Source organism: Fluviicola sp., from assembly GCF_039596395.1.
GTDB lineage: Bacteria > Bacteroidota > Bacteroidia > Flavobacteriales_D > Crocinitomicaceae > Fluviicola.
Window position 1 is genome coordinate 880532 of sequence record NZ_JBCNJT010000002.1, and the last position, 26082, is coordinate 906613.

The following is a 26082-nucleotide window of genomic DNA, read 5'->3' on the forward strand; positions in this document are numbered from 1 at the left end:
AGGAAAAATCCAATCCTGTCTTGCCTTTAAAAACAACTAACATGAGAAAGATCATTTTACTTAGTTTATTGTTGGCGCCTGTCCTTTGTTTCTCCCAAACAATTGATAGCGTATCGGTTACAATCGGCAACCCGACAAGCACGGTTTATGTCAAAGGCATCAAGCCATACATGGATTTGTCACATCTCACGATCGCGGCCCTGAATGATATGAATAATACGCAGGTAATCAGTTTATACTTCAAAGGATGCCCGCTGAATCAAATAGCCTTGCCTTATGACACACTTATTTCCATAAGCGTACCGTTTCCTTTTGCTTTAGAGATCAATACTTTACACGACACTTCAACCGTTTGTTCTTACCCGTCCGCTCCTTTTATAGTGGATACGTTTTATTTAAATGCCGTTCAGATTTTAAGCCTGGAAGAATTGTCCGGAAAAGAAGAGAACCTGACTATTTACCCCAATCCCACAAACAATTCAATAGACATTTCTGCGAAATCGATCGTGGAAGCAGTATCAATTTATTCCATGGAAGGCAAAAAACTATCGGATAAAGTGATCGAAAAAAGCCAATTTAACATGGATCTGGCGGATCTTTCTTCCGGCGATTACTTCCTGGTGTTCAAAACCAAATCAAAGGAATTAATCACCAAAAGGATTACCAAAAAGTAATTTAGAAGTTGCAGATCATCATTGGATTTAAATTGATTGATTCACAATCTCCCCTAACCTTTCAAACGCCTGGTCCATATTCATCACATGACTGTAGATTAAACGCAGTTTGTCGTTTTTCTCACTCATTTTGCAGTCTTTCGGATTGCTCTGAACGTATTTCAAGACTTGTGTGAACATCGGTGATTCGTAGTATTTGCTCTGCGGATTGGAAACGAAATACCCGATCATGGATCCTTGTTTGATGACCAATTTTTCGAAACCGATTTCCTGTGCCAGCCAGCGCAACTCGAACGAACGCAGCAATTCTTTTACTACGCGCGGAAGCGGCCCGAAGCGGTCGATCAATTGCTGTTTGTAATTCTCGATCTCTTCTTTGGTTTCCAGGTTGTCCAGGTCCTGGTAAATACTCAAACGTTCGCTCACATTGTTGATGTAATCTTCCGTGATACGCAACTCGAAGTCGGTTTCCAGCACACAGTCTTTGACGAAATGCGCTCCCATCGTTTCGGTATTGCGCTCGTCGTAAAGGTCCTTGAATTCCTCTTCTTTCAATTCGTCCATGGCTTCGTTGAGGATTTTCTGGTACATCTCAAAACCGATTTCGGAAATAAATCCGCTTTGTTCGCCACCCAAAAGGTTTCCTGCTCCGCGAATATCCAGATCCTTCATGGCAATATTGAACCCGGAACCCAGATCGGAGAATTGTACCAAAGCTTCCAAACGTTTACGCGCTTCGGAAGTGAGGAGACTGATCGGCTGCGAAATAAGGTAGCAGAACCCTTTTTTGTTGGAACGGCCCACGCGACCACGCAACTGGTGTAAATCGCTCAAACCGAACATGTGCGCATCGTTGATAATGATCGTATTCGCATTCGAAATATCAATTCCGGATTCGATAATGGTGGTTGCAATCAGAACGTCGTATTCTCCCTGGATAAAATCCATCATCACTTTTTCCAGCTGCTTTCCATCCATTTGTCCGTGTCCAATCGCCACACGCACTCCCGGACACAAACGCGAGATCATTCCTGCTATTTCCTTGATGTTTGACAGCCTGTTATTCACAAAATAAACCTGCCCGCCACGACTTACTTCGTACGAAATCGCATCCCGGATATTTTCTTCGTTGAAGGTAATGACTTCCGTCAGGACCGGCTGACGGTTTGGCGGCGGTGTATTGATGATACTCAAATCACGTGCACCCATTAACGAAAATTGAAGTGTTCTCGGGATTGGTGTTGCAGTAAGCGTCAAGGTGTCGACCGTCGTTTTCAGGGTTTTCAACTTGTCTTTTACCGCCACTCCGAACTTCTGCTCTTCGTCGATAATGATCAATCCAAGGTCTTTGAATTTCACTTTGTCGCTGACAATCTTGTGCGTTCCAACCAAAATATCGATCTCCCCGCTTTCCACTTTTTTCAAGGTTGCCGTAATTTCCTTCGCAGACTTGAAACGATTGATGTAATCCACGTTTGCCGGGAAATTCTTGAAACGTTCCTTGAAACTGCGGGCATGCTGATGGCTCAGGATCGTTGTCGGAACCAAAACTGCTACTTGTTTGCTGTCGGCAACCGCTTTGAACGCCGCGCGCATGGCAACTTCCGTTTTTCCAAAGCCTACATCTCCGCAGACCAAACGGTCCATCGGCATCGGTTTTTCCATGTCTTCCTTCACAGCCTGGGTTGCTTTCAATTGGTCGGGAGTGTCTTCATACATAAACGAAGCTTCCAATTCGTTTTGCAGGTAAGTGTCCGGTGAAAACGCAAATCCGGGTTGACTTTTGCGTTTTGCATACAACTGAATCAAATCAAAAGCCAACTCCTTGATGCGTTTTTTGGTCTTCTGCTTCAGCGTTGCCCAGGCCTGCGTTCCCAATTTATTCATCTTCGGGGCGGCTCCGTCTTTCCCGGTAAATTTCGAAATGCGGTGCAAAGAGTGAATGCTCACATACAACACATCCCCATCTTTGTAAACCAACCGGATCGCTTCCTGGGGTTTTCCGTTCACATCAATGGTCTGCAGACCGGAAAATTGTCCCACACCATGATCGATGTGTGTCACATAATCGCCTTTTTGCAGGTTGTATATTTCCTTTAAAGTAAGCGCTTGTTTCGCCTGGCGGAAACCTTCTTTCAGTTTAAAGCGGTGATAACGCTCAAAGATCTGGTGATCCGTATAGCAAACCAGCTTTAGCGACGGAAGAATAAATCCTTCATGCAGGGCGATGTTCATCGGTTCAAATTCCACTTCCGCACCGATATCCTCGAAAATCTGGTACAAGCGTTCGATCTGTTTCGGTTGGTTGGAGAAAATGAGGTTCTCCGCTCCTGCTTTTTTACGCGCTATCAAATCATCCTTCAACAAGTCAAAATCTTTGTTGAATGTCGGCTGATGCAGCGTTTCGAATGTCACAACTTCCGAAGTTTTGAAAGCATATTCCGGACCGAACTCTACAATAGCATGCACCGGAAGCTGTTCCTTCCAGTCGGAAGGATGCATGTACAATTCGCCTGGCAAGCTGTGCTTAATGGTATTTTTCGGCAATGAATCGTAAATTTTTACGGCCTTCTCGTAATCTTTTTCCAAAGCAGCTTTCACCAGGTCGTTGGAAGCCAGCCAGATGGTTGTTTGCTTTCCGATGAATTCCAAAAATGTTCCGGTACCGTTCAAAACCAATTGGCGCTGTACATTCGGAACCACCGAAAAATGGGTATGCGTTCCAACTGACAATTGGGAAACCGGGTCAAATGTGCGGATAGAATCTACCTCATCTCCGAAAAACTCCACCCGGAAAGGCTGGTCATTTGAAAACGAGAAAATATCGACAATCCCTCCGCGAATCGAAAACTGGCCAGGTTCGTAAACGAAATCCACCCGTTCAAAGCCGTATTCCAACAGGAATTCATTGAAAAAGTCGATGGAATAGCTTTTCCCGCGTTCTACCCGCATGGTATTCTCGGACAGTTTTTTCTGGGTCGGAACACGCTCGAATAAGGCTTGCGGGTAAGTAACTACCCACGTGTTTTTACCGGTATTGACCTTTTCCAGCACTTCTGCGCGTGCAACTACATTCGCATTGTCTGTTTCTTCCAGTTGATAGGGCGTTCTGTAGGAAGCCGGGTAAAAGTAAATGTGCTTGTTATCGGGATATAATTGCTCCAGGTCATTGAGAAAGTATGCGGCCGTTTCCTTGTCTTCGAGAATGAATAAATGATTTCCCGGAACCTGCTCACAGACGGAAGCAGTCGCTATTGATTTGGAAGAACCGATGAGTCCTTTCCAATGAATGCGAATTTCTGCCTGTTGCAATAAATCTGCTGTTTGATCGAGTCCTTTGAGTTTTTTGAATCGTTGTAAAAATTGTGCCTGGTCCATATTTTGAATAAACAGTTTAGGGGACACAGCGCACTGTACCCCCTTGTAATGTTGTTGCAAAGTTCGTGATTTTTGGTTGAACTGAAAATAGAAATTACGATTAATTAGCGAGCAGGATTCTTTATCTGAAAGTCTTCCGGAAATCCAACGGTGAAACACTAGTCTTCTGTTTAAACAACTTATTGAACGACTGTGGATATTCAAACCCTAATTGGTAAGCCACCTCGGCTACCGTGAGGCTGGTGTTGCTAAGTAATAACTTTGCACGTGAGATCAACTTACTATGTATCAACTGCTGAGCGTTTTGACCGGTCTGTGAGCGAAGCATATCACTTAAATAATGAGGGGAGACATGAAGCTCTCCGGCAAGATACTGAACGGTCGGCAAACCGTTTGTCAAGGTCATCTCATTCTCAAAATAGTTGTCCAGTAACTGTTCCAGCTTCACTAATAAGTCATTGTTCAACACTTGACGAGTTGTAAACTGACGTTTATAAAACCGGCTGCTATAATTGAGCAACAATTCGAGTTGTGCTATCAGAACATCCCGGCTCGAACTATCTATACCCGATTCCAACTCCTCTTCGATTCCTTTAAAAACGGTCATAATTCTTGTCCGCTCTTTGTCTGAAAGATGCAATGCTTCATTCGCCGAATAGGTAAAGAAATGATGTTTTTCGATAGTTGATGCAATAGAATGCCCCCTTAAAAAATCAGGATGCACAAACAGGTTAAACCCTTTATATTCATCGGCGTCGGGTTCTGCTGTTAACAATTGTCCGGGTGAAACGAACACCATACCTCCTTCATCGAAATCGTAGTAACTTTGTCCATATTTCACTTTGCCACGCATATCTTCAATAAAAGATATCTTATAAAAATGAAGCACCAGCGTTTCCGGAAACTCGTCTTTAACCACATTTACATTACAATTTTGAACAAGGCTAATCATCGGGTGCAATGGTTTGGGAAGTCCAAGCAACCTGTGCAAATCCGATATGGAATTGATCTTATGTGGAGTGGCTGCCATTTTCTTCATGTTTTAAATGTACAAACTCTTTGGAATAAAAATCGAAGCCTCCTATTCTAACAAAGAGGCTTCGACTAATGAATCATTATAAATTCGAATCATAAAATTCAACAATCCTGGTTACTGCCGGTGCAACAAATTCCATCTTATCGTACAAATCTACATGTGTTGCCCCATCGATTATAACCAGTTCCTTCGGGCTTTGAGCATTCTCCATTGCTTCCTGTGTCATCCACAACGTCTTTGCTTCCGATCCGGCGATCATCAATAAAGGTCTTGGTGCAATCATCTCCGCAAAACGGAAAGCATCAAAACCGGCAGCAAGTTCTACACTTTTCCAGGTAAACGTCTTTGCAGAACGCGGATGGAAACCTCTTTCCGTGCAATAATATTCCCAACCTTCATAAACGTGTTCTCCAAGTGCTCTTGCTTCTTCGGATGACGCAGGAAAAATTGGAAATTCACCTGGTTCCCTGCCTTCTGCCACGTTAATCCGGTCCATTTTTGCATAGTTCAACAGTGTTTGAATTACTTCCGGGCTTTGTAAGCCATCGCCCCCTTTTCGCAGCTGGTGCCCTATTCCTGCGGCTGAAACTGTCGCCAATACTTTTATCCGGTGATCAGTTGCTGCAGCTGTTACACCATATCCCCCGGAAGCACAAATTCCCAGCACACCGATTCTTTCCGAATCTATTTCTGACGTGGAAGACAAGCATGTAACCGCCGCCTTAATGTCTTCGGTTCGCTGTGCCGGATCTTCGTAATTGCGAGGGAACCCTTCACTTTCTCCCTGGTAGGCAGCATCAAATGCAAGAGCCACATACCCTTTTTCTGCCAATAATCCGGCATAAAGTCCGGATGCCTGTTCTTTTACTCCTGCTCCCGGATGTCCCACCACAACTGCAGGGCGAAGTTTCCCCGGTTGATGAAAATCTGACGGAAGATATAGCATACCTGCGATGGTCAGTCCGTTAGATTTAAATGTGACTGCCTTTTTTTCTACTCCTGCCGGAGTGTTTGTTTGATTTGTTGTGTTCATAAATGTTCTCTGTTTAATGATGACACAAAATTCAGACAATGCCCTTGACAGAGTGTTTCCAAAATACTTAGAAGTGTATCTAAAACGAAGCTTGACATTTATAGCTCTTTTCAAAAAGGAAGGATTTTTTTCATTTTGAAAAGATAGCGCCGCTATAAATCGGGAAAATTCCCGCTAAATCAGTGTGTTTCATTTTTGGCACAACTTTTACGTTGCGTTTGGCACGAACGAAAATGAAGATTATGAAAACAACAGCATATTTTGTGGCGTTGGCATTAGTGGGAGTGTTGGGAATTTCTACTGGGTGCAAGAAGAAAGAAGGAACAAGTCAGATGACTGTGAAGATGGTGGACGCACCCGGTGATTTCCAGCAAGTGAATGTAGAGGTTTTACAGGTGCAGGTGCATCACAGCACTCAGGGCTGGATCAACCTTCCCACAGTTGCAGGTATTTATGATTTGTTGACTTTACAAAATGATGTTTCAGCAACATTGGTGAATGCGGGAACGCTTCCTTCCGGAGATTTACAACAATTCCGTTTGATTCTTGGTGACGAGAATACAGTCATGGTAGATAGCCTTTATTTTCCATTGGCAACTCCGTCGGCACAGCAATCCGGTTTAAAAATTAATTTGAATTCAAACTTTGCTCCGAATACGCAGTATGAAGTAGTACTCGATTTTGATGCAGAGAAAAGTATTGTGACTCAGGGAAATGGGTCTTATTCCTTAAAACCTGTTATCCGGGTTTTATCGGTCAATCCTATTTAAGTTCTTTAGGTGTGGTGTAATAAGTAGTAGTAGTATGTCCACGAAAGCCATCCGTTTACACGGATGGCTTTATTGTTTTTAAATCAGTCGATTCTCCTTCCGAATAACCGATTAGGCCCGTTCCATCAATAGATCCGCTTTTTTCCCAACTGGATCTAAACCACAGACGTTCAGTGTTATTATTCACTTAATAACTCATTTTATGAAAGCAATCATTACCTCATTGGTGATTTCAGGCGTAGCAGGAGGAGCGCTTGGACAAGGATCTCTTACTTTGAGTACAACCAATTCAAACGTTAAGTTTTCCGTTTCGAATAACGGGACCTTTTTTCACAACCCGACATCAACCGGAACACCGGGCGGATATATTGTCCCGAAAGACAGTGCCGTCAGTTCCATTTATGCCATGTCGTTCATGGCGGCCGGTGAAGACATCAACGGACTCCTGAAAGGAGCTGTCGCCCAATACATGACTTCCGATTTCAAGCCCGGCCCTTTTTTGATGAACTTTGCCAATTACAGTTCGCAATCGTATCTTGATAAATACCAGTTTTCTTTGTGGGACATTACCAAAGTGCAGATTGACAATCACATCGCACATTGGATGGATGCAGGTTATGTGGTTCCAGCTGTTATAGCCGGATGGCCGGGAAATGGCAATACAGGAAACGGGGAAAGTCCGCTGCTTGCGCCCTTTCACGATGTAGACGGCGATCAGATTTACGAACCGCAAAACGGAGATTACCCGCTGATCCGAGGAGACAAAGCGGTCTATACAATTATAAACGACGGAAACGGTATTCATCCTTCCGGAACAGAACCCATCGGATTAGAAGTCCACATGATGTTCTACCAATACGAAGATCCTTCGGATGAGAATTTAACCAACACCGTTTTTTTTCAAACAACACTTTTCAATCGCGGCACACAAACCCTGTATCATTTTCATGCAGGACACTTAATCGATTTCGATTTGGGAAATCCGCACGACGATTATATCGGAAGCTTACCTTCCGACAACCTCGTTTATGTTTACAACGGAACCTCAAACGATGCCGACTTCTCGGGAAATCCGGGTTTTGGATCAATGCCGCCTGCTGCAGGAATTATCAACCTGGAGGGAGCACTGAATTCACATATTCCATTAACCGGTCCAACCAGCTTAAACAGTCCGGCAGCTTACTACAATGTCTTACAGGGTCTTTTGCCGGATGGAAGTCCATTAATAGATGATCTTAATCAGCCTAATCCGTTTATTTACTCTGGCTTTTATCCACTGGGCGGCACATGGAATGAAGTGAGCCTGGGGAATGCCCCGGGAGACCGCCGGTCAGTGATCGGACACGACGAAGCGAATTTCTGGCCGGGAAGATCTCTTTGTTACAACCATGCGGCCATTTTTGCCAGAAAAAGCGGAAACTTAACGGCAAGTGTTGACAGCTTATTCCAGGTCGCAAATCACATCCAGAATTTTTATGATAGTCAGAATTTCTACTGCGAGACCCAATTAATGAGCATTCAGGAAGCACAAAAACTGAAAGTTTCCATCTATCCGAATCCGGCCAAAGACCAGCTCCATGTGGAAGGTGTAACAACAGGTATTTACCGCATTTTGACCCTGGACGGAAAAGAAGTACAAGCAGGAAACCTGGAAAACAGCATCGTTCCGGTGGATTCTTTAAAGAATGGTTTCTACCTGTTTGAAATTAGTTCCGGTGAAAAATACGACCGGAAATCCTTTGTAAAGGAATAAGATTTCCTGTTTCTTTATCTACGCAAAACCCTTTGGAAACAGAGGGTTTTTGTTTTTTCAGAACATTTTTTTTAAAAAATCTTCGTTTTTAAATGAACCTTTGAATACCGGTTGAGTAATCCTTTTAGAACCAATAGTCAAGCGCTGATTTTTTTAATTGAAAGACATGAAACACATATTTATCGGACTTACTTTTTTGACTTGCTTCCATTCCTTTGCTCAAAAAGACGGACAAGCGAATCAAAAACCGGAAACTGTTTACAGTATTGCAAAAGAAGAGAGAGGAATAAAATGGTACGAAGATCAGCTCAAACTCTGGAAAGCAGAGGTGGATAAAAACCCGGGAGACGGAAATGCCTGGTCGAACTATTATGCTGCTGCCCGCGCACTTCGAAATACCACCCCGCATGATTCGGAACAGCGAAAGAAATACCGCGATCTGTGTGCACAGATTCCGGCGGAAGTTCAAAAAGCTATGCCCAATACTTTTGAAGGCTATTTCATTCCTTTTATAGAAAATGAAGGAGCTTGGGGAAATCCGGAAGGTCTTCTTAAAGCTGCTGCCATCGACCCGGATGATCCCAGACTTTTGGATGAAATGCTCATTCACTTTGCTATGGAACGCAACCAGGAGCAATTCGATCTTTACGGCCAGAAAATGTTTGCCATCAATGAACTGCCCGTAGGTCTGCTCAATTGGGGATACAATGTGATGTCGGAACTCGATGAAAATGCCGTTTTGTTTACTTGCGGAGACAATGATACCTATGCCGCCTGGATTATGCAGGCCGTCAAAAAAATGAGAAAAGACGTTACGGTCGTCAACACTTCATTAATCGAATTGGAAGGTTATAGAAACCGTTTGTTGAAAGAATTGGGTTATCCTCCACTGACATTGAAAGAAGCTACAACCGATGAGGAATACCTGCAGAATAAAGATAAGATATACCGTCATTTTTTTCAGGGAAAAAGACCCGTGTATGTTGCTACAACAGCGATCAACCAGTTCGAAAAAGGATTCGGAGACAAATTATATCTTACCGGATTGGCTTATAAATACAGCGAATCAAATTTTGACAACACCACTGTCATTCGCAGGAACTATGAAAAGCGGTATTTGCTGGATTACCTGAAAGAAGTATTTGCCTGTAACATCGGGGATTTGAAAGCAATGGAATTCAATGGGATGTATGTTCCTTCCATGATCAAACTATACCAGCATTATGATGAAAGTGAAGAAACACTAAAAAAACAAAACCTGGAACTCCTGCTGTTAAAAGTGGCCGAACAAAGTGGTCAGCAAAGTGAAGTCATCGAACTTCTTTCTTCGAGGGAAAAGCCGGCGTCCATTCTTTCAGCAGTTCTGGATTTGAAAACACTGGAAAATAATATGGTTCCCGTGAGCGGTAATGTGTACATGGATAAGTATGAAGTTACAAACGGAGATTACAACAGGTTCCTGAACAACCTGAAACTTTCCGGTCAAACAGAATTGTACCAGGTTGCTTTGTATGATTCTACTCAATGGGTCCAGGGAAAATACGCCATCAGTTTCAATGATCCGATGAAGGATATGTATCATTGGCATCCCGCTTACAAAAACTATCCGGCTGTCTGCATGTCTTATGAAGGAGCAAAAGCTTATTGTGAATGGCTGACAAAACAATATAATTTGCAACGCAAAAGAACCTATACGCAAGTTGTATTCCGTTTACCAACTGAAAAGGAATGGAGAACAGCAGCAGGTTCCGGTGATCCGAAAGCAATCACCCCGTTTCCGAATAATCAGATTAAAACTTGTGATAAATGCTATTTAGGGAATATTCGTACATCAAATGACCGTTTTTTTGAAGATGGTGGATTCCACCAGGTGAAGGTACATAGTTACGACCCGAACAAAATGGGATTCTTCAATACCCTGGGGAATGTTTCCGAAATGACCAGCAGCAAAGGAAAAGCATTGGGAGGATCCTGGTACGACTTGTTTGAAGATTGTACCTTTGATAAAACACAAAGCTATTCAAACCCAGACCCCACAGTCGGCTTTCGCGTTGTGATGGAGATAATTGAAAAGTGAAAAAGCCTAAGTATCCTTGAAAAGTTTACATCATAAACAACAAAGCGACGAAGAGTTGATGGTTCAGGTAATGGACCATCACTCTCCTGTTGCATTGGAGGAACTGCATCGCCGGTACAGCAAAAAACTGCTGGGTTATTTCATCAAAATGCTGAACAAGGATGTGGACCTGGCGCAGGATTTTGTGCAGGAACTATTCCTGAAACTACTAGAGAAAAAACACCTGTTCAATCCGGAAAAGAAATTCTATTCCTGGATTTTTACCATTGCTTCCAATATGTGCAAAACCGCTTACCGGCATCATGGGAAAACGGTTTCATTGCACCCTGAAATCAATCACCCAACCGGCCTGGCGGAAAATTTACTGGAAAAAAAGTTGTTCTTAAAAGCATTGCAGGACAGTATCGACGGATTGGAACACCACCACAAAACAGTATTCGTACTGCGCTACCTGGAGCATTTCCCGTTAAACGAAATTGCGGAAATCACCGAAAGCTCATTAGGAACGGTGAAATCGCGGTTGTTTTATGCAACCAAAAAAATCACGGATCAGCTGAAGCATTTTGATCCCAGTTTTGAAACAACACTCTTTAAATTGAATTGATATGGAAGAGCAACACGAACGCTTATTCGATTTGATCGAATCCAAATCTTTTGAGGAACTCACTCAAGAAGAACGGGCTTTTGTTTTGGAGCACCTCACAGAAGCAGCATACACCCTTCAGCGGAATGTGATTGCAGCTACAGCCGAACTGGAATACAGCGATGAAGAACCGCGTGCTCTCGCTCTTCCGAAAACCAAAAAACACTTTTTGAACAGATCCGTTCCGCTCTACCAGGTATTGATCGGTGCTGCTTGTCTCGTCCTGCTTTTCCTGGCCGGGAACCAGAAAAGCTATTCGCTGAACTGGCGCTTTCCGGAAAATCCGCTGGAAATTTCCCTGACCAACGGAGCTTCTTCCGGGAAAATCATTCACGATACCATTGTGCGTGAAATCCCGGTTTTCCGGACAGCCTCCACCATTATCCGCGATACGGTGACCATTGTTCAACAGGTTTTGAGACAACCCGAAAAACGGTTGCTGGAAGTCAGTAATTCGCTGGTTTACCCGGAACTGAGCGAGCGGTTGCTGGAAAACAAAGGCTCTTCCTACAGTGAGGACCAAACAACCCGGTTCCTTCCTTCGATCACGGTTGTGAGTACGATGAAATAATTCCGCTATTCTTTACGGGATTTTGGCAGCGAAAAAAGTTGCTGACCGTAAAAGATGAAGAGCAAAATCAACCCGCTTCCGAAGAAAATCAATGCGAGCGGCCGTGTTCCGTCTTCGAAGAAAAACTCACCGATCATCCAGGTGGAATTTGCCAGTATCCAGAGTATTACCGCCAGGTTGTGCATCAGTTCCGAATACGACTTACGCATTTTCCAGGTCAGCCAAAATGCCACGGAAATCGTTGGCAGGATCATAATCGTTCCCAGCCATTTCAGATCAGCTGCCCAGCAAATATCCTTGAGCAGCCACAGTAAAATATGGAGATTCTCTATTTTCCGGAAATCAAGAAACATCTATGCTTTTGCACGTGCTTTTTCCAAACAATCGATCGCTTTTTCCATCATTTGCCTGGAACCCGTGAAGAATCCGCAACGTTCATGCAATTGATGCGGCTCCAGGTCCAAAATACGTTCTGTTCCGTTTGTTGCCATTCCACCAGCCTGTTCCGCCACAAATGCCAAAGGATTGCATTCATACAGCAAACGCAGTTTTCCTTTCGGGCTTTGATTGGTTACCGGGTAAATGTAAATTCCTCCTTTGATCAGGTTCCGGTGGAAATCTGCTACCAACGAACCGATGTATCTTCCGGAATACGGTTTTCCATCGGCCTGCACTTGCTGGCAGAAAGAAATATAATCCTTTACACCCTGTTCACATTCGTGGATGTTTCCTTCGTTCATCGCATAAATACGGCCTGTTTCAGGCATGCGCATGTTCGGGTGCGACAAACAAAACTCCCCGATGGAAGGGTCCAGTGTAAATCCGTTCACTCCGTGTCCGGTAGTGTAAACCAGCATGGTAGACGATCCGTACAACACGTAACCGGCGGCTACCTGCTGTGTTCCTTTTTGCAGCATGTCTTCCAGTGTTGCAGGCGAACCTTTCGGAGAAATGCGTTTATAGATAGAGAAAATCGTTCCGATAGAAACATTGCAATCGATGTTGGAAGAACCATCCAGAGGATCGAACAATACAATGTATTTTCCGCTTTGTGCACGCTCGGTAGTGAATGCCAGGAAATCATCGTTCTCTTCCGAAGCAATTCCGCAGATCTCACCGCTTGATTCGAACACTTTGATGAATTGCGTGTCAGCAATTACGTCCAGTTTTTGCTGTTCTTCACCCTGAACATTCACATCTCCATGGGCTCCCAGGATGTGATCTACCAAACCGGCTCTGCGGACATCTCTTGCCACAATTTTTGATGCAATTGAAATATCGTTCAAAATACGGGATAATTCTCCGGATGAACCCGGGAATTCCGCCTGACGTTCCATTATAAAATCGCTCAATGTGATGATATGTGACATAATTGCTGTTTTATACAAAGATATGAAATAGCTTTTAGGTTTGGGTGGATCGATTTAGTCCCGGGTGGAAAAAAACTTTAAATTTAATGACCAATCGAATCCGGATGAAACGCTTTGTTTATTGCTGCTACCTGTTTTTGTTAAGTGTTTCATGCACTAATGGCGCTTATACCAACAAACCTTCCAATCCGCCAAGCCCGGAATTGGTGCAATTTTGTTCGGAATTCATAGCCAGGAACCGGAGTACCGACACCAGCCGGTTGGTCGTAAAAGGACTTTACGAAGAATTAATTTACGATTCTGTTCAACACTTCGACAAACAGCCTTTCTATCCCGTTTCCATGGAAAACAGCCGGATTATCCGTTTCTTACAAAATGAATTGCCGGATAAATTGCCCCTGTTTGAAAAGACAACCGGTGTTTGGGGATTCTTTTATTTCAGGCAGGATGGTGACCTTTTCCCGGATGGAGTTATTGAAGAATGGATATTTCGCTCAGAGGAAGAAGCCAAAGAAGCCATTCAAGCTATCCATAGTTCGGGCGATCTGATTTTTTTCAACACACAACCTTATTTCTGTGTAGTGAAAAACAGGTTGTATGTGTTTCATACCAGGGCAATGGCCTTCAGCGTTGACCAGAAACCGTTGTTTCAGGAATTTGTTCAAAGAACCGGGGCAAACAGGTAATTCGTTTAATGGAAGGACCCTGTTTGACGGAAATCCATAATTAAAACCCGTTTTTTCATAATTCATTACGCATACCGATGGTTTAATTTCGAAATACCGGTTTATCGGTCTTATTCAATTAAATTCCATCGTATGAAAACAATTTACCCTTTATTAATCGCGCTGGGGATTTGCAGCGTCCATTCAGCAAATGCGCAATGCACTCTGGATTCATTTCTTATCCGTCCTTTCGAATTCAATGGTTCAAACTACGAGATTGTACTTGAAACCCGGAACTGGCAGGATGCTGCCACTTGTGCTGTTTCCCGCGGAGGCAAGCTTGTTGAGATCAATTCTCAGGCAGAACAGGACGCTGTATTTATGGAAATCAACAATGTGTTTTTCGATCATTCACAAACCGTAGCTCCCGACGGAGGAGGTGCATCCTACCTATGGCTGGGAGGCAATGATGCTTCTTCAGAAGGAAATTGGGTTTGGAACGGGGACAATGATGCACAAACGTCGCCCTTCTGGATAGGAACTTCCAATGGTACACCTGTAAACGGCAGTTATGAAAATTGGGGCAACGAACCGGATAACTGGAATAACCAGGACGGTTTGGCTATTGCTGTTACTGACTGGCCGCTAGGTCAATCGGGCCAATGGAACGATGTGTTCCTTTCCAATCAACTTTACTTTATTATCGAATATCCTCCTTCATCTTTGGGAATAGCGGAAGAAGCCATCTCAACTGCAGCCATTTGGCCCAATCCTGCAAACCGGCAGGTAACCATTTCATTCCGGGAAAATGACGGTATTTTCAGAATCGCAGATTTATCCGGAAAAACCCTGCTTACAGGAGAAACAACTTCCGGAGTAAGTATTGTGGACCTTTCTGCATTTGCTTCGGGAACTTACCTGGTATATGCCGGACCAGAAATTATAAAACTGGTTATTGAATAGCCGGGCGGAAAGGTATCGAACAATTGCTGTCCGGTACCTTTACCCGCGTTTCGGGTGAATTTGTCGAAAGAAACAAAGCGGAAATCCAAATAAGCCCTAACTTTGAGTCATGTTTCAAAAGTTCCGGTATTATATTTTAATGCATCTGGTCATTTTCATGTGGGGTTTCACCGGAATTTTGGGGAAACTCATTCACATTGATGCACAATATTTGGTTTGGCACCGGATCCTGATTGCATTCCTTTCTTTGCTGATCGGGCTTTATTTCCTGAAGATGCCCATGCGTATACACAACCGGAAAGCGATGCTGAAGGTTTTCGGTACCGGGATTATTGTTGCTCTGCACTGGATCACTTTTTACAGCGCCATCAAACTTTCTACCGCGTCTTTGGGAATTTTGTGTTTGTCAACAGCAACCCTGCACGTCACATGGATCGAACCGATTGTTTTCAAAAAGAAATTTTCCTGGATTGAATTCCTGTTCGGTGCGCTGGTGATATTCGGTATCTATTTCGTTTCTTCCGATTTTGATGAAACCCAATATTTAGCCCTTGGTTTGGGATTGGTTTCTGCACTTTGCGCCGGTTTCTTCTCCGTTTTTAATGCGAAACTGGCCGAGGAAGTTCCTTCATCAGCCATTACATTGCACGAAATGGGAATCGGTTTGGTCTTCCTTTCCGGAATGCTTTTATACAATGGAAAATTGGACAGCAACTTGTTTAACATGTCGGGAAGTGACTTTGCCTGGCTGCTTTTCTTGGGTATTTGCTGTACGTCTTTTGCGTTTGTTGCCACCATCGAGGTGATGAAAAAACTGGGAGCTTTTACGGTTTCCCTAAGCATTAATCTGGAACCGGTTTACACCATTTTACTGGCCATTCCGATCCTGCATGAGGATGAATTACTGAACGGGAATTTTTATGCCGGCTCTGCAATGATTATCGTGGTGGTGATTGCCAATGCGATTTACAAATCGAAAATGCGCGAACGTGAGTTGAAAAGGGCTCAATCTTAATCCACGAAAGGTTTCAGAAGCACTGGGTTTTGTCTTGCCACGAATGCACGAATTTTAAGGGCGCTTACCAGTCGCCCTTGTCTTCTCTTCTTCAATTACAAATAAATTAAACCAAAAATAATGTACGTGGTGAGTGCTTTAGCCGAGCAATAATTCGTGCATTCGTGGCAAAAAATAGGATTTCAGCCTAAACTCCCAGGAACAACCTCCATTCTTTTGCCTGGTGCTCGTTCATCACGCGCGGGAATTTATTCTGTGATCCCAGTTTTCCTTTTTCTTCCATGAATTTATAGAAGTTCTTGACATCTGTTTGATAAGAAGCCGGTTTTTTCAGGGTATCGTATTTTCGGGCGGAAGCATAATCGTCATTGAGCTCACACAGGAATTCATCTACGGTTTTCATTACCAATTCGTTGTCCATCGGTTTATCTGTACCGAAACACCAATAATGCCGCTGTTCTTTCGAATTGGCATACAAACAAAATTCCGGGATAGCCACATCCAGCTTTTCACCGGCTTTCATGACGGCAGTGTTGATATTATCCAAAGACAAGTGCTCCCCGACCAGGCTCATATATTGCTTAATACGCCCGGTAATGCGGATTTCACGACGTTCCAGGTCTACAAACTGGACTAAATCTCCAACCAGGTAGCGCCACAGTCCGGCGTTTGTTGAAATCACCAGCGCGTAATCTTCCCCGGTTGTTACCTCATCAACAGTCAGCGCTTTCGCTTCCGGTTTCAGGTTTCCATACTCATCAAAATTATCGCGGTTAAACGGAACAAACTCGAAGAAGATCCCCGATTTCAGCAGCAATTGCATGCCATTGCTATCCGGTCTTTTCTGGTAGGCAAAATAGCCTTCGGAAGCGAGATAGGTATTCAGAATATGTACTTTCTTGCCACATACTTTCTCAAAACGATGCAGGTATGGTTCCATGAATACTCCACCGGAAAGGTATAGCTCCAGGTTTGGCCAGATATCGTGGATGGTATTTACTTTGTATTTTTCAATGATGCGTTCCATGAGCATGATGCACCAGCTCGGGATCCCTGCAATGGAACTGATATCCCATTCCGGCGCTTTTTCCACCATCCGGTCCAGCTTTTTGTTCCAGTCCTTAATTGCTGCTGTTTCCGCATCCGGTTTGGTAAGTGGAAGCAATACAACCGAAGTGTGTTTCTTCAGAATACCCGACAGATCACCTTCAAAGTGCTTTCCTTTTTTTTCCGGTTTGGAAGATCCACCCACCCCAATAAACGATTTCTGATAAAACCCATCGGATAGGTTCAGATCGGCTGTCGCCGTAAATTGCTTGATCGTGTTGCGCTGAAACGAGCGGATCATTTGTTTGGTAACGGGAATCCGTTTGCTTGGCGAACCGGTTGTTCCGGAAGAAAGTGCAAAATATTTGATTTTCCCCGGCCAGATAACATCTTCCTCATCATCCAGGCAACGGTGCAGCCAAGTTTGATAGAACTGATCATAGTCGCGGATCGGAATTGTTTTTTGAAACTCCTCCACCAAATTGGGTGAATCCAGAATAGATTGGAAATCATAGTGATAGCCAAATTTTGTTTCCTGGGCGAATTTTAAAAGTTTTGAGAGAACTTTAATCTGGTCTTTGAAATCAAGTCCTTTCAACGCATTTCTCCGCGCCGAGAATTCGGTAGTCTTCTTCAGTAATTTCCCGATTATTGGCATCTTTTCTCCTTTTTTGTAATCCTACAAAAGTGAGAAAAAACCACGACTTATTGTTTTATTAACGTCTTATTTTTAATATTGAATCAGGAAATAGAATCATGCTTCTAATGCTTTGATTACATTTGCACTACTATATAAAACCCACAAATACTCCTTATGGAAAAAAAGACCATTATTGTTCCCCATGATTTTACCCCGGTTGCGGAAAATGCTCTGAACCATGCAATTAACACTGCAAAAATTACCGGTGCTGAGATCTTGTTGTTACATGTTGTAGCAAAAGACAAGGCTGTTAGTGAGGCAGAAGAAAAATTAAATGGCGTTGTAGAACAGCACAAGGGACCAATAAAAATAACTCCTTACGTTCGCGTAGGAAATATTTTTGATGATATCGGCGATTTTGCATCGGAGAATCACGCGGAACTGATCTTCATGGGTACGCACGGTCAAACCGGGTGGCAGCACATCACGGGAAGCCATGCCCTGAAAGTAATTACACATTCAACGGTTCCTTTTATCGTTGTTCAGGAAAAACCGATCAGAGACACGGGTTATGACGACATCGTGGTTCCGTTGGATTTGAATAAAGAAACGAAGCAAAAGCTGGCTTATGTTGCCAACATCGCTACTTATTTTAAATCACGTGTTCACGTAATTACTCCGGACGAATCGGATGAGTTCTTGCGCCACCAGGTAAAAGCAAACATTCAATTTGCCGTTCGTTTCTTCCACGAAAGAGGTATTGACGTAACCACGAAGGTTGTTCCCAACAGCGGATTTGATAAAGAAGTGGTGAAGCATGCCGTATCTCTGGATGCCGATCTGATCGCGATCATGAACTTGAACCGCAACAATATGCTGGGTGTAATTACTGCAAACCATGAGCAGTACATCCTTACAAATGATGCACAGATCCCGACATTGATCGTAAATCCTGTTGCAGGAAAATACGGAAGCAGCGTTTTATTCAGCTAAGAAATAAATCAACAGCAATAAAAAACCCGTTCGGATATTCTGAACGGGTTTTGTTTTATCTTCCAGGGTTCCTGAGCAGAATCGAAGACCTTTTTTAGTCTTTATAGAACCGGTAGGTGAATCCTCCTACGCGGTCTTCCTGAACCCAAAGTGTGTCTCCGACATGGTTTAGCATAAATCCATAGGAAATACCGCTCAATTTCATCATGAGTTTTTTGACTCCCAGCGTCTGCGACATTTTCATGCCATAGATATAAACGCCATTATAATAAGTGGTGTCGTTTCGTTTCCAATCCATATTCTTGTAATCCAACAGGTTTAAAACCTGAGTATTTGAAGAAGTAGACGTATCTTCCCCGAAAGTCGAATCCTGTACGGTGGAAAGCCATCTCCAGGTTCCCTCAATATTGTTGGAAGGTTCTACCGTATCTTTCCCGCAGCTGCAAATCAACAACACCACTAATCCGAAAACACCAAATTTCATCGTCAAATTTTTATCAAAAATAGGCTTGTTTTTTTATTTCACCTAATCAAATAGTCACCCGATCAATCTTTATACTCGTTCCTTGCCAGGCGCTCTTCCACTTCTTTGAGGTTTTGCATCTTCTTGGCCTGTCTGCTGGCAATTGCTGTAGGGGTGAAATATTTATGCATATTCAGGAATGCAACCTGCATGTGGTCCCATTGTCTGTCACCTTCAATTTTTCCGTGTTCACGCAACTCTCTTCTCAACCTGTCGGAAATTTCATGAAAATCATCTCTTCCCAGGTAATCCAGATCGGCATCACAAATGATTTGTTCCAGTTTATTTTTCGGCTGATGCGGAATCTGTGTCACGAAGATCAGTTCTTTGATCTGGGCAATGTGCTGATCCGAGTACCCGTATTTCGGAAGAATCTCTTCCGCCATGCGCGCTCCGATCGGTTCATTTTTCTCATAGCTTTCCACAAACCCCGCATCGTGGTAAGTCGCAGCGGATTTCAAGAGGAATAACCCTTCATCGGTTACTCCTTCCAGTAAAGCATAACGCTCTACCGCCCGCACCACGTCTTTCGTGTGTTCGATACTATGATAGTGAAGCATCGGTGATAAACCTTTTTCCAGCACTTTGATGATGTGCCGTTCTGCTTTGTAATAATTGATACTACTGTATAAATGCAGGTTGACAATCTGCTGGAAACGGTCATTCGGATAAAGTCCTTCACCGTTTATGGAAAGTTCCGGTTTGATGCGTTCCACCGTGAACATTTCGATCAGGCCCTTACTCTTTGTTTTTACCTTTCCGCGATACGTACATTCAAAATAGGGTTCTATGAGTTTAAAGGTTGATCCCGAAATGGTCACTCTTCCCGGTTCGCCCATCATTTCCATCCGTTGTGCCTGGTTCACGGTAGCTCCCCAGATATCGTAGGCCAATCTTTCCGAACCGATTACTCCGGCGGTCACTTCCCCCGTATTGATCCCGAGGCGCAATTCCCAATATTCTTCCCCGTTTTTCAACGCTTCCTCCCGCAGGGTATTCATGTAATCCTGGATCTGGAGCGCGGCCAATACCGCATCGATCGGGTTGGTGTTGTTTCTCACCGGAACACCTCCGGCACACATGTATGCATCACCGATGGTTTTGATTTTCTCCAGGTTATTCTTTACAATGATCTCATCGAACTTGCGGAAATATACGTCCAGTTTGTTTACCAGATCGGTTGGTTTCAACCCTTCTGCAATCTTGGTAAACCCGACGAAATCCGTAAACAATACCGAAACCGTTTTGTATGCCCGGGCCGAAGCTCTTCCTTTTGTTTTCAGCTCTTCTGCAGTAGATTCCGGGATGATGTTCCGGAGTAAGGTTTCTGTTTTATCTTTTTCGATCTGCAGCAAGCGTTTTTGTTCCTCTACTTTCGTTTTTTCTTCTTCGATGACTTTTTTCTGAGATTCGATCTTCATGTTCTGAGCTCGGATCTCCTTTGTTCTTTCCACGATCTTCATTTCCAGGCGAACCTGGTCTCTTCTAGCCAAATCGATTCGTGAACGGATGAAAATGATAATCAACAAAGTCAAAACGATCAGAACAATGACCCAGAACCACCATTTCCACCAAAACGGTGCGGCGATTTCGATATTCATTTGCGAAGAAGCCTGGACCCAGTTTCCGTCGATACTTTTCACATATACTTTCAGGATATAAGATCCCGGAGTCAGGGATGTGAAGTGAATCTCACTCGAAGAACCCAGGAAAACGGAACCTTCATCCAACCCTTCCAATTCGTATTTGAATTGCAGCAGGTCGCGGTTTATCAAGTCTGTGGGTAAGAAGCGGATGGTAAAACTACGCTCGTTATATCCCAGCTTGATATCCGGATGGTAAAAAAAGGATTGCTTGAACGGTGCATCTTTGTCGCCCGGTTTCAACCATTGGTCATCGAAGCGGAATTTCAAAAAGTTGACGTATACTTTGTCTTTCAGTTCCTGCAAATTCTCCGGGTTGAAAAAATTGTATCCTTCAATTCCTCCGAAATACATTTCCCCGTTCCCGGAAAGCAGGTAAGCACCGGTGTTAAATTCGTTGCTCATCAATCCGTTTACTTCCGAATAATTCGTGCAGTTTTCTTCGGAAATGTTGAATTTGCATAGTCCTTTGTTGGTACTCAGCCACAAGTTCCCGCGTTTATCAGGAAGAATCCCGTAAACAAAATTATTCGGCAAACCTTGCTTGCGCGTGTACGCCGTAACTTTCCCGCTTTGCAGGTTGAGTCTCAGCAATCCCGATCCGGAAGAACCCAGCCACAGGGTTGTTTCATTTTCCTGGTAAATACTGGAGATTACGTCTCGGCTTGCCTTCAGAATGGATTTGTTCATCGGGTAAGGAACGATGCGCTCTTCCCCTTTTTTGTCTGCCGAAAGGATATTGATTCCCCCGACTCCCGTTGCAAAATAATAAGTGTCGTTCAATCCTTTATAGGCAACCCGGCAAACCCCGGCACCAATGGTGGTTTTGGGCTTTTTCGGGTCGTATACAAAAGGTTTGAATTCTCCCGTTTTAAGGTCATACAATAAAACACCTCCTTTTGTTGCCAAGAAAAACTGAGACTGCTTGTAAGGAGTAATGTTATAAACACGCTGAAAACCGGAAGGATTCGAAATGCCTTTGTAGTTGATCTTTTTAAATACCCCGTTTCCGTTCTTGATCTTCAATTCATACAATCCGTCATTGGCGCCGATCAAAAAATGATTGTCTGTAATGTGGTGAATTGAAACAATGCTGTTTTCATTGAAATCTTCGGATTTCGAAATGTAATAATGCTTGAACTTCCCAGTTTTGCGGTCCAATTCGGAAATGGCAAAATCGGTAGCGATGTAAACTTTGGAGAAATCAGTTGATTCCGCAAATCCCCAAACACTTTCGGAAGGTAAGCCTGTGTTCAGGTTGGCAGCAGGACCAACACCAAAAAACGAATCGTTTTTCGGGTTGAATCCACTCAAACCTCTCAGTGTTCCGATCCAGATCGTTCCGTTCTCATCGCAAAACAATTCGTTGAGCTCGTTAAACAGGATCGCGTTCTTCTGGAAAATGTCTTTTTTACTGAGTGTAATGCGGTAACCGTCACGGGTGTTGTTCACGCTGATCAACCCGTTGTTTACCGTTGCGATGTAGAATTCGTTAACCGATTTCACATACACATCCGAGAACTCTTCGATCCCGTAATCTTTCCCGATAAACTTTAAGAACGGAATCAGTTTGTAGCTCTGATTGTCGAATAACCAAAGGCCTTCGTTACTGGATAAAACGAAACTGCTTTCGGTAAAAGGTTCTACATCGGAAACCAGCCACGTTTTCTGGCCATTTGGCGGTGTGAGTTGTTTCCATGTTTTTGTTTTCACGTTGTAGACATACACACCCACATCTTCAAAGGAAACTACCAGCTGATCTTTCGAAACAAACTTGATGTAATGAATGCGTTTGGAAGGAATCGCACCGGTTAGGAACGCTATTTTTTTGGTGCTTCGATCGTACTTTGCCAGTCCGTTTGTGGAAGAACCGACCCAAATGTTGCCGTTTTGTTCTTCCGAAATACTTTCGATGGAAAGGTTGTTATCGTCTGAAGCCAGAAGCGACCGGAAGGTTTCTTTTTTGGGATCATAGATCGAAATACCGTCTGCCGTTCCGAACCACAATTGACCGGTTTGGTCTTTTAAACCGCAGTGAATATAGGAACTTCCCAATCCGGGAGTATCATCTGAGGTAAATACTTCAAACTGTTGTCCGTCAAACCGGTTCAAACCGTCCTGCGTTCCGAGCCACAAAGTCCCGGCTTCATCCTGCACAATAGTCGTCACGGAACTCTGTGAGAGTCCATCGTTAATAGAAAAATTTCTAAAACGATACGATACTTGACTTACCGCGCTAGTAGTAGCAAACGCAACAACAGCTCCAATTCCTAGTAATCGAACGAGCATAGAGTACTTAATTTCGTTTATTTCAACGAATAATTCACTGAAAAAGTTTCACTGTCAGGCTTTAAGCTTTCTGTTCAGTACCGGCACTTTTTGCTGCTCCTGCAGCTTCCATATCGCGGTCAAACAGGTAAAGACCTCCTTTATCGCCACCGATCAAACGCAATTTATCCAGGATACTTCTTCCCAGTGCTTCCTCTTCCAATTGTTCGGAAACATACCATTGCATAAAATTGTGTGTGGAATAATCTTTTTCCTGCAAACATGCGTCAACTACGTTGTTGATGCTTTCAGAAACCCCCACCTCGTGTTCCAGCAACAATTCAAAAACGCGCTCCAGGGAATCGTATTCTCTTGGCGGTTCCGGAATTGCGGGAACAACAGCTACTCCTCCGCGTTCATTAACGAATTTGATCAGCTTCAACATGTGGAAACGCTCTTCGTCTGAATGTGCATACATGAACTTTGCAATCCCGTTCAGACCTTTTGTTTCTGCCCAGGAAGCCATTGCCAGGTAATATTGAGAGGAAGAGGATTCTTTTTGAATTTGATCATTTAATGCCGCTTCAATTCGCTTATTCATTGTTATAAATTTTTGTTCAGTTTCTATCAAAGTTAAAATTTTAAGCTTAAAATCAGGCATCTTCGCAGGTAATAAATCTTATTTTTACACAACCTCCCGAATTAAGAGGGAATTCAAAAAATTCCGGAGACTGCCAAAAAATCAATTTCTATGAAAAAAACACTGTTCTACCTTCTCTTTTCCTTCGGTTATTTTGCAACCAACAGCCTTTATTCCCAAAGTGTTGCTTTTGAGTGGGCAACCGGTTTTGGTGAAATGTATTCCGATTATGGAAATGCAATTACCACGGATGCATCTGGAAATAGTTATACCACCGGAACTTTTCAGGAAACTATAGATCTTGATCCGGGGCCAGGGATCTATAACCTGACCTCACAGGGAGATGCAGATGTTTTTATTTCAAAAACGGATATGAACGGAAACTTTCTCTGGGCTGTAAGTATAGGAGGAATTTCTTATGACAACAGTTCTTCCATTGCTTTGGACGCATCCGGGAATGTATGCGTGATGGGCGTTTTTAAGCAAACCGTTGATTTTAACCCGCAAACGGGCGTTTATAACCTGACTTCCGTTGGCGGTAGTGATGTTTTCGTCCTAAAACTGGATACGAATGGAAATTTTCTCTGGGCTGCAGGCATAGGAGGTACAACTGAAGACACCGGAAAGTCAACCGTTTTGGATGCATCCGGAAATGTGTTTGTAACTGGAAATTTTCAGGGAACCGTTGATTTTGATCCCGGAATGGGAACGAATTCTGTTACCTCAACAGCAGGTAGCGGTGATATTTTCGTATTAAAATTAGATATAGACGGAAACTTCTTGTGGGTTAAGTGCTTTGAAGGGGCAGATCAGCATACCGTTACATCTTCTGCCGTTGACGCATCAGGGAATATTTATACTACCGGTTATTATACAGGAGCAATTGACTTTGATCCGGGAACAGGAATCTCTTACCTTCTTGCATCTGTTTTCGAAACGTTTATGGCAAAACTGGATCCCGACGGAAATTTTATCTGGGTAAAAGCCATAGAAGGAAATGGCCTTGTTCTTGGAAAATCCATCGCCATTGATGGAACGGGAAATAGTTATACCATAGGTTCTTTTGACGGGGAGATTGATTTTGATCCGGAAGCGGGAACTTATAATCTTACTTCTATTTCTTCCGGAGGATATGATCTTTTTATTTCGAAGTGGGATGAGAACGGAGATTTTGTCTGGGCAAAAAATATCGGTGCAACATCCGGTCACATTGTAGGGGAATCCGTTGCAACAGATGCTTCAGGGAATGTTTATTCAACCGGATATTTTTTCGGGACCATTGATTTTAACCCGGGTACAGGAATTAAAAACCTTACCGCAGTTGCAAACTACGATGCATTTATCACCCGTTTTGATCCGAACGGAAATTTTATTTGGGCAAAAGCCCTGGGTGGATTGAACTGGGACTCGGGAAATGATATTGCTGTCGACGCATCCGAAAATGTATACACAACCGGATATTTCGGAGTTGGAACAACCGATTTTGACCCGGGAGCAGGAATATTCAACCTGACTTCCGTTGGTAGCTACGACGCTTTTATCCTGAAACTCGAACCCTGTCAACCGGATTCTGTTACGGATTCCATTATTTCCTGCGGCCCTTACACCTGGATTGATGGCATCACTTACAGCGCATCAACCGATACCGCTACATTTACACTTGCAAATTCCGCCAATTGTGATTCCGTTATTACCTTGAATTTGACTGTGATTCCGCTGGCAACTTCAACGGTTTCTGAAACGGTTTGCGGCCCTTTTACCTGGACGAACGGAAATGGGCAAACATACGCTACAAGTACTGTCGCAACCCATACCATTCCGAATGGAGGAGCGAATGGCTGTGATTCAGTTGTTACTTTAAACCTCACCGTCATTGTGAATACGCTCGTTTCCGTTAACGGAATTACTTTGAGTTCCAATCAAACCGGGGCAACTTATCAGTGGTTGGACTGCGACAATGCCAATGCTCCTATTCCCGGGGCAACAGCACAATCCTTTACTCCGGCAACTAATGGGAATTACGCGGTGGAAATCACCGTAAACGGTTGTACGGAAACATCGGGTTGTATTACTGTAACAACTGTAGGATTGGAATCCGAAGAACAAAATGGCCTGAAGATATATCCGAACCCTGTCCTCGAAAATCTATTCATAGAAACTCCGGAAAGTGTGACCATTCAATTCGCAGATATTTCCGGAAAGATTATTCAAACCGAACAGTTAACAGCTGGCGGTAACACTATTAGCTTAAGTAAACTTACAGCCGGTGTTTATTTCATTACTTCTTCTTCAGGAACGGTTTTGACATTTGTAAAACAATAATTTGGGTTGGAGGTTTCAAACCGCTGAATGTCGTTTCGGTTTCGTATTTTTACAGTAC

The 26082-nt window shown here is 43.4% G+C and carries 20 protein-coding genes; 11 read left to right on the forward strand and 9 right to left on the reverse strand.

Annotation, left to right across the window (positions count from 1 at the left end):
• Positions 1–41: 41 nt before the first annotated feature.
• Positions 42–674 carry a T9SS type A sorting domain-containing protein gene (locus ABDW02_RS12730; RefSeq protein ID WP_343634959.1) on the forward strand — a complete coding sequence of 211 codons (633 nt, stop codon included), beginning with the start codon at positions 42–44 and terminating at the stop codon, positions 672–674.
• 27 nt (positions 675–701) lie between these two features.
• Here the strand turns inward: ABDW02_RS12730 and mfd are convergent, their stop codons facing one another.
• The 3 genes from mfd to ABDW02_RS12745 all read right to left on the reverse strand — a co-directional run bounded on the left by mfd (position 702) and on the right by ABDW02_RS12745 (position 6121).
• Entirely contained in the window at positions 702–4052 is a 3351-nt protein-coding gene (gene mfd / locus ABDW02_RS12735) for a transcription-repair coupling factor (RefSeq protein WP_343634961.1), read from the reverse strand.
• Between the two features lie 121 nt (positions 4053–4173).
• Positions 4174–5091, reverse strand: coding sequence for a helix-turn-helix transcriptional regulator (locus ABDW02_RS12740; protein ID WP_343634964.1), 918 nt, complete (start codon positions 5089–5091; stop codon positions 4174–4176).
• Positions 5092–5167: 76 nt separating this feature from the next.
• Positions 5168–6121 carry an alpha/beta hydrolase gene (locus tag ABDW02_RS12745; RefSeq protein ID WP_343634966.1) on the reverse strand — a complete coding sequence of 318 codons (954 nt, stop codon included), beginning with the start codon at positions 6119–6121 and terminating at the stop codon, positions 5168–5170.
• A gap of 242 nt (positions 6122–6363) precedes the next feature.
• Between ABDW02_RS12745 and ABDW02_RS12750 the strand changes: the two genes are divergently transcribed.
• From ABDW02_RS12750 to ABDW02_RS12770, 5 genes are all read left to right on the forward strand, one after another.
• On the forward strand, positions 6364–6891 hold the full coding sequence (locus ABDW02_RS12750; protein WP_343634968.1) for a DUF4382 domain-containing protein: 528 nt from the start codon (positions 6364–6366) through the stop codon (positions 6889–6891).
• Positions 6892–7093: 202 nt separating this feature from the next.
• Positions 7094–8644 (forward strand): T9SS type A sorting domain-containing protein, encoded by a 1551-nt coding sequence (locus ABDW02_RS12755; protein ID WP_343634970.1) that lies wholly within the window; start codon positions 7094–7096, stop codon positions 8642–8644.
• 166 nt (positions 8645–8810) lie between these two features.
• Entirely contained in the window at positions 8811–10721 is a 1911-nt protein-coding gene (locus ABDW02_RS12760) for an SUMF1/EgtB/PvdO family nonheme iron enzyme (protein ID WP_343634972.1), read from the forward strand.
• A gap of 16 nt (positions 10722–10737) precedes the next feature.
• The gene (locus ABDW02_RS12765; RefSeq protein ID WP_343634974.1) at positions 10738–11325 is read left to right on the forward strand and encodes a sigma-70 family RNA polymerase sigma factor; all 588 of its coding nucleotides are present in this window, start codon (positions 10738–10740) and stop codon (positions 11323–11325) included.
• Between the two features lies 1 nt (position 11326).
• A complete protein-coding gene (locus ABDW02_RS12770) occupies positions 11327–11935 on the forward strand; it encodes a hypothetical protein (RefSeq protein ID WP_343634976.1) in 609 nt (202 codons plus the stop codon).
• 5 nt (positions 11936–11940) lie between these two features.
• Here the strand turns inward: ABDW02_RS12770 and ABDW02_RS12775 are convergent, their stop codons facing one another.
• Positions 11941–12288 (reverse strand): hypothetical protein, encoded by a 348-nt coding sequence (locus tag ABDW02_RS12775; RefSeq protein WP_343634978.1) that lies wholly within the window; start codon positions 12286–12288, stop codon positions 11941–11943.
• Positions 12289–13305, reverse strand: coding sequence for a class 1 fructose-bisphosphatase (gene fbp / locus ABDW02_RS12780; RefSeq protein WP_343634980.1), 1017 nt, complete (start codon positions 13303–13305; stop codon positions 12289–12291).
• A gap of 104 nt (positions 13306–13409) precedes the next feature.
• On the opposite strand from fbp, the gene ABDW02_RS12785 reads away from it, so the two are divergent.
• The 3 genes from ABDW02_RS12785 to ABDW02_RS12795 all read left to right on the forward strand — a co-directional run bounded on the left by ABDW02_RS12785 (position 13410) and on the right by ABDW02_RS12795 (position 15948).
• The gene (locus tag ABDW02_RS12785; RefSeq protein ID WP_343634982.1) at positions 13410–13991 is read left to right on the forward strand and encodes a hypothetical protein; all 582 of its coding nucleotides are present in this window, start codon (positions 13410–13412) and stop codon (positions 13989–13991) included.
• Positions 13992–14123: 132 nt separating this feature from the next.
• Positions 14124–14933 (forward strand): lectin-like protein, encoded by an 810-nt coding sequence (locus ABDW02_RS12790; protein ID WP_343634984.1) that lies wholly within the window; start codon positions 14124–14126, stop codon positions 14931–14933.
• Positions 14934–15042: 109 nt separating this feature from the next.
• The gene (locus tag ABDW02_RS12795; protein WP_343634986.1) at positions 15043–15948 is read left to right on the forward strand and encodes a DMT family transporter; all 906 of its coding nucleotides are present in this window, start codon (positions 15043–15045) and stop codon (positions 15946–15948) included.
• A 187-nt stretch (positions 15949–16135) separates the two neighbouring features.
• Here ABDW02_RS12795 and ABDW02_RS12800 read toward each other — a convergent pair whose 3' ends face one another.
• The gene (locus ABDW02_RS12800) at positions 16136–17653 is read right to left on the reverse strand and encodes a GH3 auxin-responsive promoter family protein (protein ID WP_343634988.1); all 1518 of its coding nucleotides are present in this window, start codon (positions 17651–17653) and stop codon (positions 16136–16138) included.
• A 156-nt stretch (positions 17654–17809) separates the two neighbouring features.
• Here ABDW02_RS12800 and ABDW02_RS12805 point away from each other — a divergent pair, with 156 nt between their 5' ends.
• Positions 17810–18628 (forward strand): universal stress protein, encoded by an 819-nt coding sequence (locus ABDW02_RS12805; RefSeq protein WP_343634990.1) that lies wholly within the window; start codon positions 17810–17812, stop codon positions 18626–18628.
• Between the two features lie 94 nt (positions 18629–18722).
• Here ABDW02_RS12805 and ABDW02_RS12810 read toward each other — a convergent pair whose 3' ends face one another.
• The 3 genes from ABDW02_RS12810 to ABDW02_RS12820 all read right to left on the reverse strand — a co-directional run bounded on the left by ABDW02_RS12810 (position 18723) and on the right by ABDW02_RS12820 (position 23663).
• Complete coding sequence (locus ABDW02_RS12810) at positions 18723–19112, reverse strand: hypothetical protein (RefSeq protein ID WP_343634992.1); 390 nt, start codon at positions 19110–19112, stop codon at positions 18723–18725.
• A 62-nt stretch (positions 19113–19174) separates the two neighbouring features.
• On the reverse strand, positions 19175–22963 hold the full coding sequence (locus ABDW02_RS12815; protein WP_343634994.1) for an adenylate/guanylate cyclase domain-containing protein: 3789 nt from the start codon (positions 22961–22963) through the stop codon (positions 19175–19177).
• A gap of 181 nt (positions 22964–23144) precedes the next feature.
• The gene (locus tag ABDW02_RS12820) at positions 23145–23663 is read right to left on the reverse strand and encodes a ferritin (protein ID WP_343634996.1); all 519 of its coding nucleotides are present in this window, start codon (positions 23661–23663) and stop codon (positions 23145–23147) included.
• 150 nt (positions 23664–23813) lie between these two features.
• Here ABDW02_RS12820 and ABDW02_RS12825 point away from each other — a divergent pair, with 150 nt between their 5' ends.
• Positions 23814–26024: an SBBP repeat-containing protein gene (locus ABDW02_RS12825; RefSeq protein ID WP_343634998.1), complete on the forward strand. Its 2211-nt coding sequence runs from the start codon at positions 23814–23816 to the stop codon at positions 26022–26024.
• Positions 26025–26082: the final 58 nt, after the last annotated feature.

What these genes read in the sequence shown, in the direction of transcription:
- ABDW02_RS12770 (WP_343634976.1), top strand. Translation starts at nt 11,327, where the DNA reads ATGGAAGAGCAACACGAACGCTTATTCGATTTGATCGAATCCAAATCT.
- ABDW02_RS12810 (WP_343634992.1), bottom strand. Translation starts at nt 19,112, where the DNA reads ATGAAATTTGGTGTTTTCGGATTAGTGGTGTTGTTGATTTGCAGCTGC.
- ABDW02_RS12805 (WP_343634990.1), top strand. Translation starts at nt 17,810, where the DNA reads ATGGAAAAAAAGACCATTATTGTTCCCCATGATTTTACCCCGGTTGCG.
- ABDW02_RS12825 (WP_343634998.1), top strand. Translation starts at nt 23,814, where the DNA reads ATGAAAAAAACACTGTTCTACCTTCTCTTTTCCTTCGGTTATTTTGCA.
- ABDW02_RS12740 (WP_343634964.1), bottom strand. Translation starts at nt 5,091, where the DNA reads ATGAAGAAAATGGCAGCCACTCCACATAAGATCAATTCCATATCGGAT.
- ABDW02_RS12800 (WP_343634988.1), bottom strand. Translation starts at nt 17,653, where the DNA reads ATGCCAATAATCGGGAAATTACTGAAGAAGACTACCGAATTCTCGGCG.
- ABDW02_RS12730 (WP_343634959.1), top strand. Translation starts at nt 42, where the DNA reads ATGAGAAAGATCATTTTACTTAGTTTATTGTTGGCGCCTGTCCTTTGT.
- ABDW02_RS12760 (WP_343634972.1), top strand. Translation starts at nt 8,811, where the DNA reads ATGAAACACATATTTATCGGACTTACTTTTTTGACTTGCTTCCATTCC.
- ABDW02_RS12785 (WP_343634982.1), top strand. Translation starts at nt 13,410, where the DNA reads ATGAAACGCTTTGTTTATTGCTGCTACCTGTTTTTGTTAAGTGTTTCA.
- ABDW02_RS12795 (WP_343634986.1), top strand. Translation starts at nt 15,043, where the DNA reads ATGTTTCAAAAGTTCCGGTATTATATTTTAATGCATCTGGTCATTTTC.
- fbp (WP_343634980.1), bottom strand. Translation starts at nt 13,305, where the DNA reads ATGTCACATATCATCACATTGAGCGATTTTATAATGGAACGTCAGGCG.
- ABDW02_RS12775 (WP_343634978.1), bottom strand. Translation starts at nt 12,288, where the DNA reads ATGTTTCTTGATTTCCGGAAAATAGAGAATCTCCATATTTTACTGTGG.
- ABDW02_RS12750 (WP_343634968.1), top strand. Translation starts at nt 6,364, where the DNA reads ATGAAAACAACAGCATATTTTGTGGCGTTGGCATTAGTGGGAGTGTTG.
- ABDW02_RS12755 (WP_343634970.1), top strand. Translation starts at nt 7,094, where the DNA reads ATGAAAGCAATCATTACCTCATTGGTGATTTCAGGCGTAGCAGGAGGA.
- mfd (WP_343634961.1), bottom strand. Translation starts at nt 4,052, where the DNA reads ATGGACCAGGCACAATTTTTACAACGATTCAAAAAACTCAAAGGACTC.
- ABDW02_RS12745 (WP_343634966.1), bottom strand. Translation starts at nt 6,121, where the DNA reads ATGAACACAACAAATCAAACAAACACTCCGGCAGGAGTAGAAAAAAAG.
- ABDW02_RS12790 (WP_343634984.1), top strand. Translation starts at nt 14,124, where the DNA reads ATGAAAACAATTTACCCTTTATTAATCGCGCTGGGGATTTGCAGCGTC.
- ABDW02_RS12820 (WP_343634996.1), bottom strand. Translation starts at nt 23,663, where the DNA reads ATGAATAAGCGAATTGAAGCGGCATTAAATGATCAAATTCAAAAAGAA.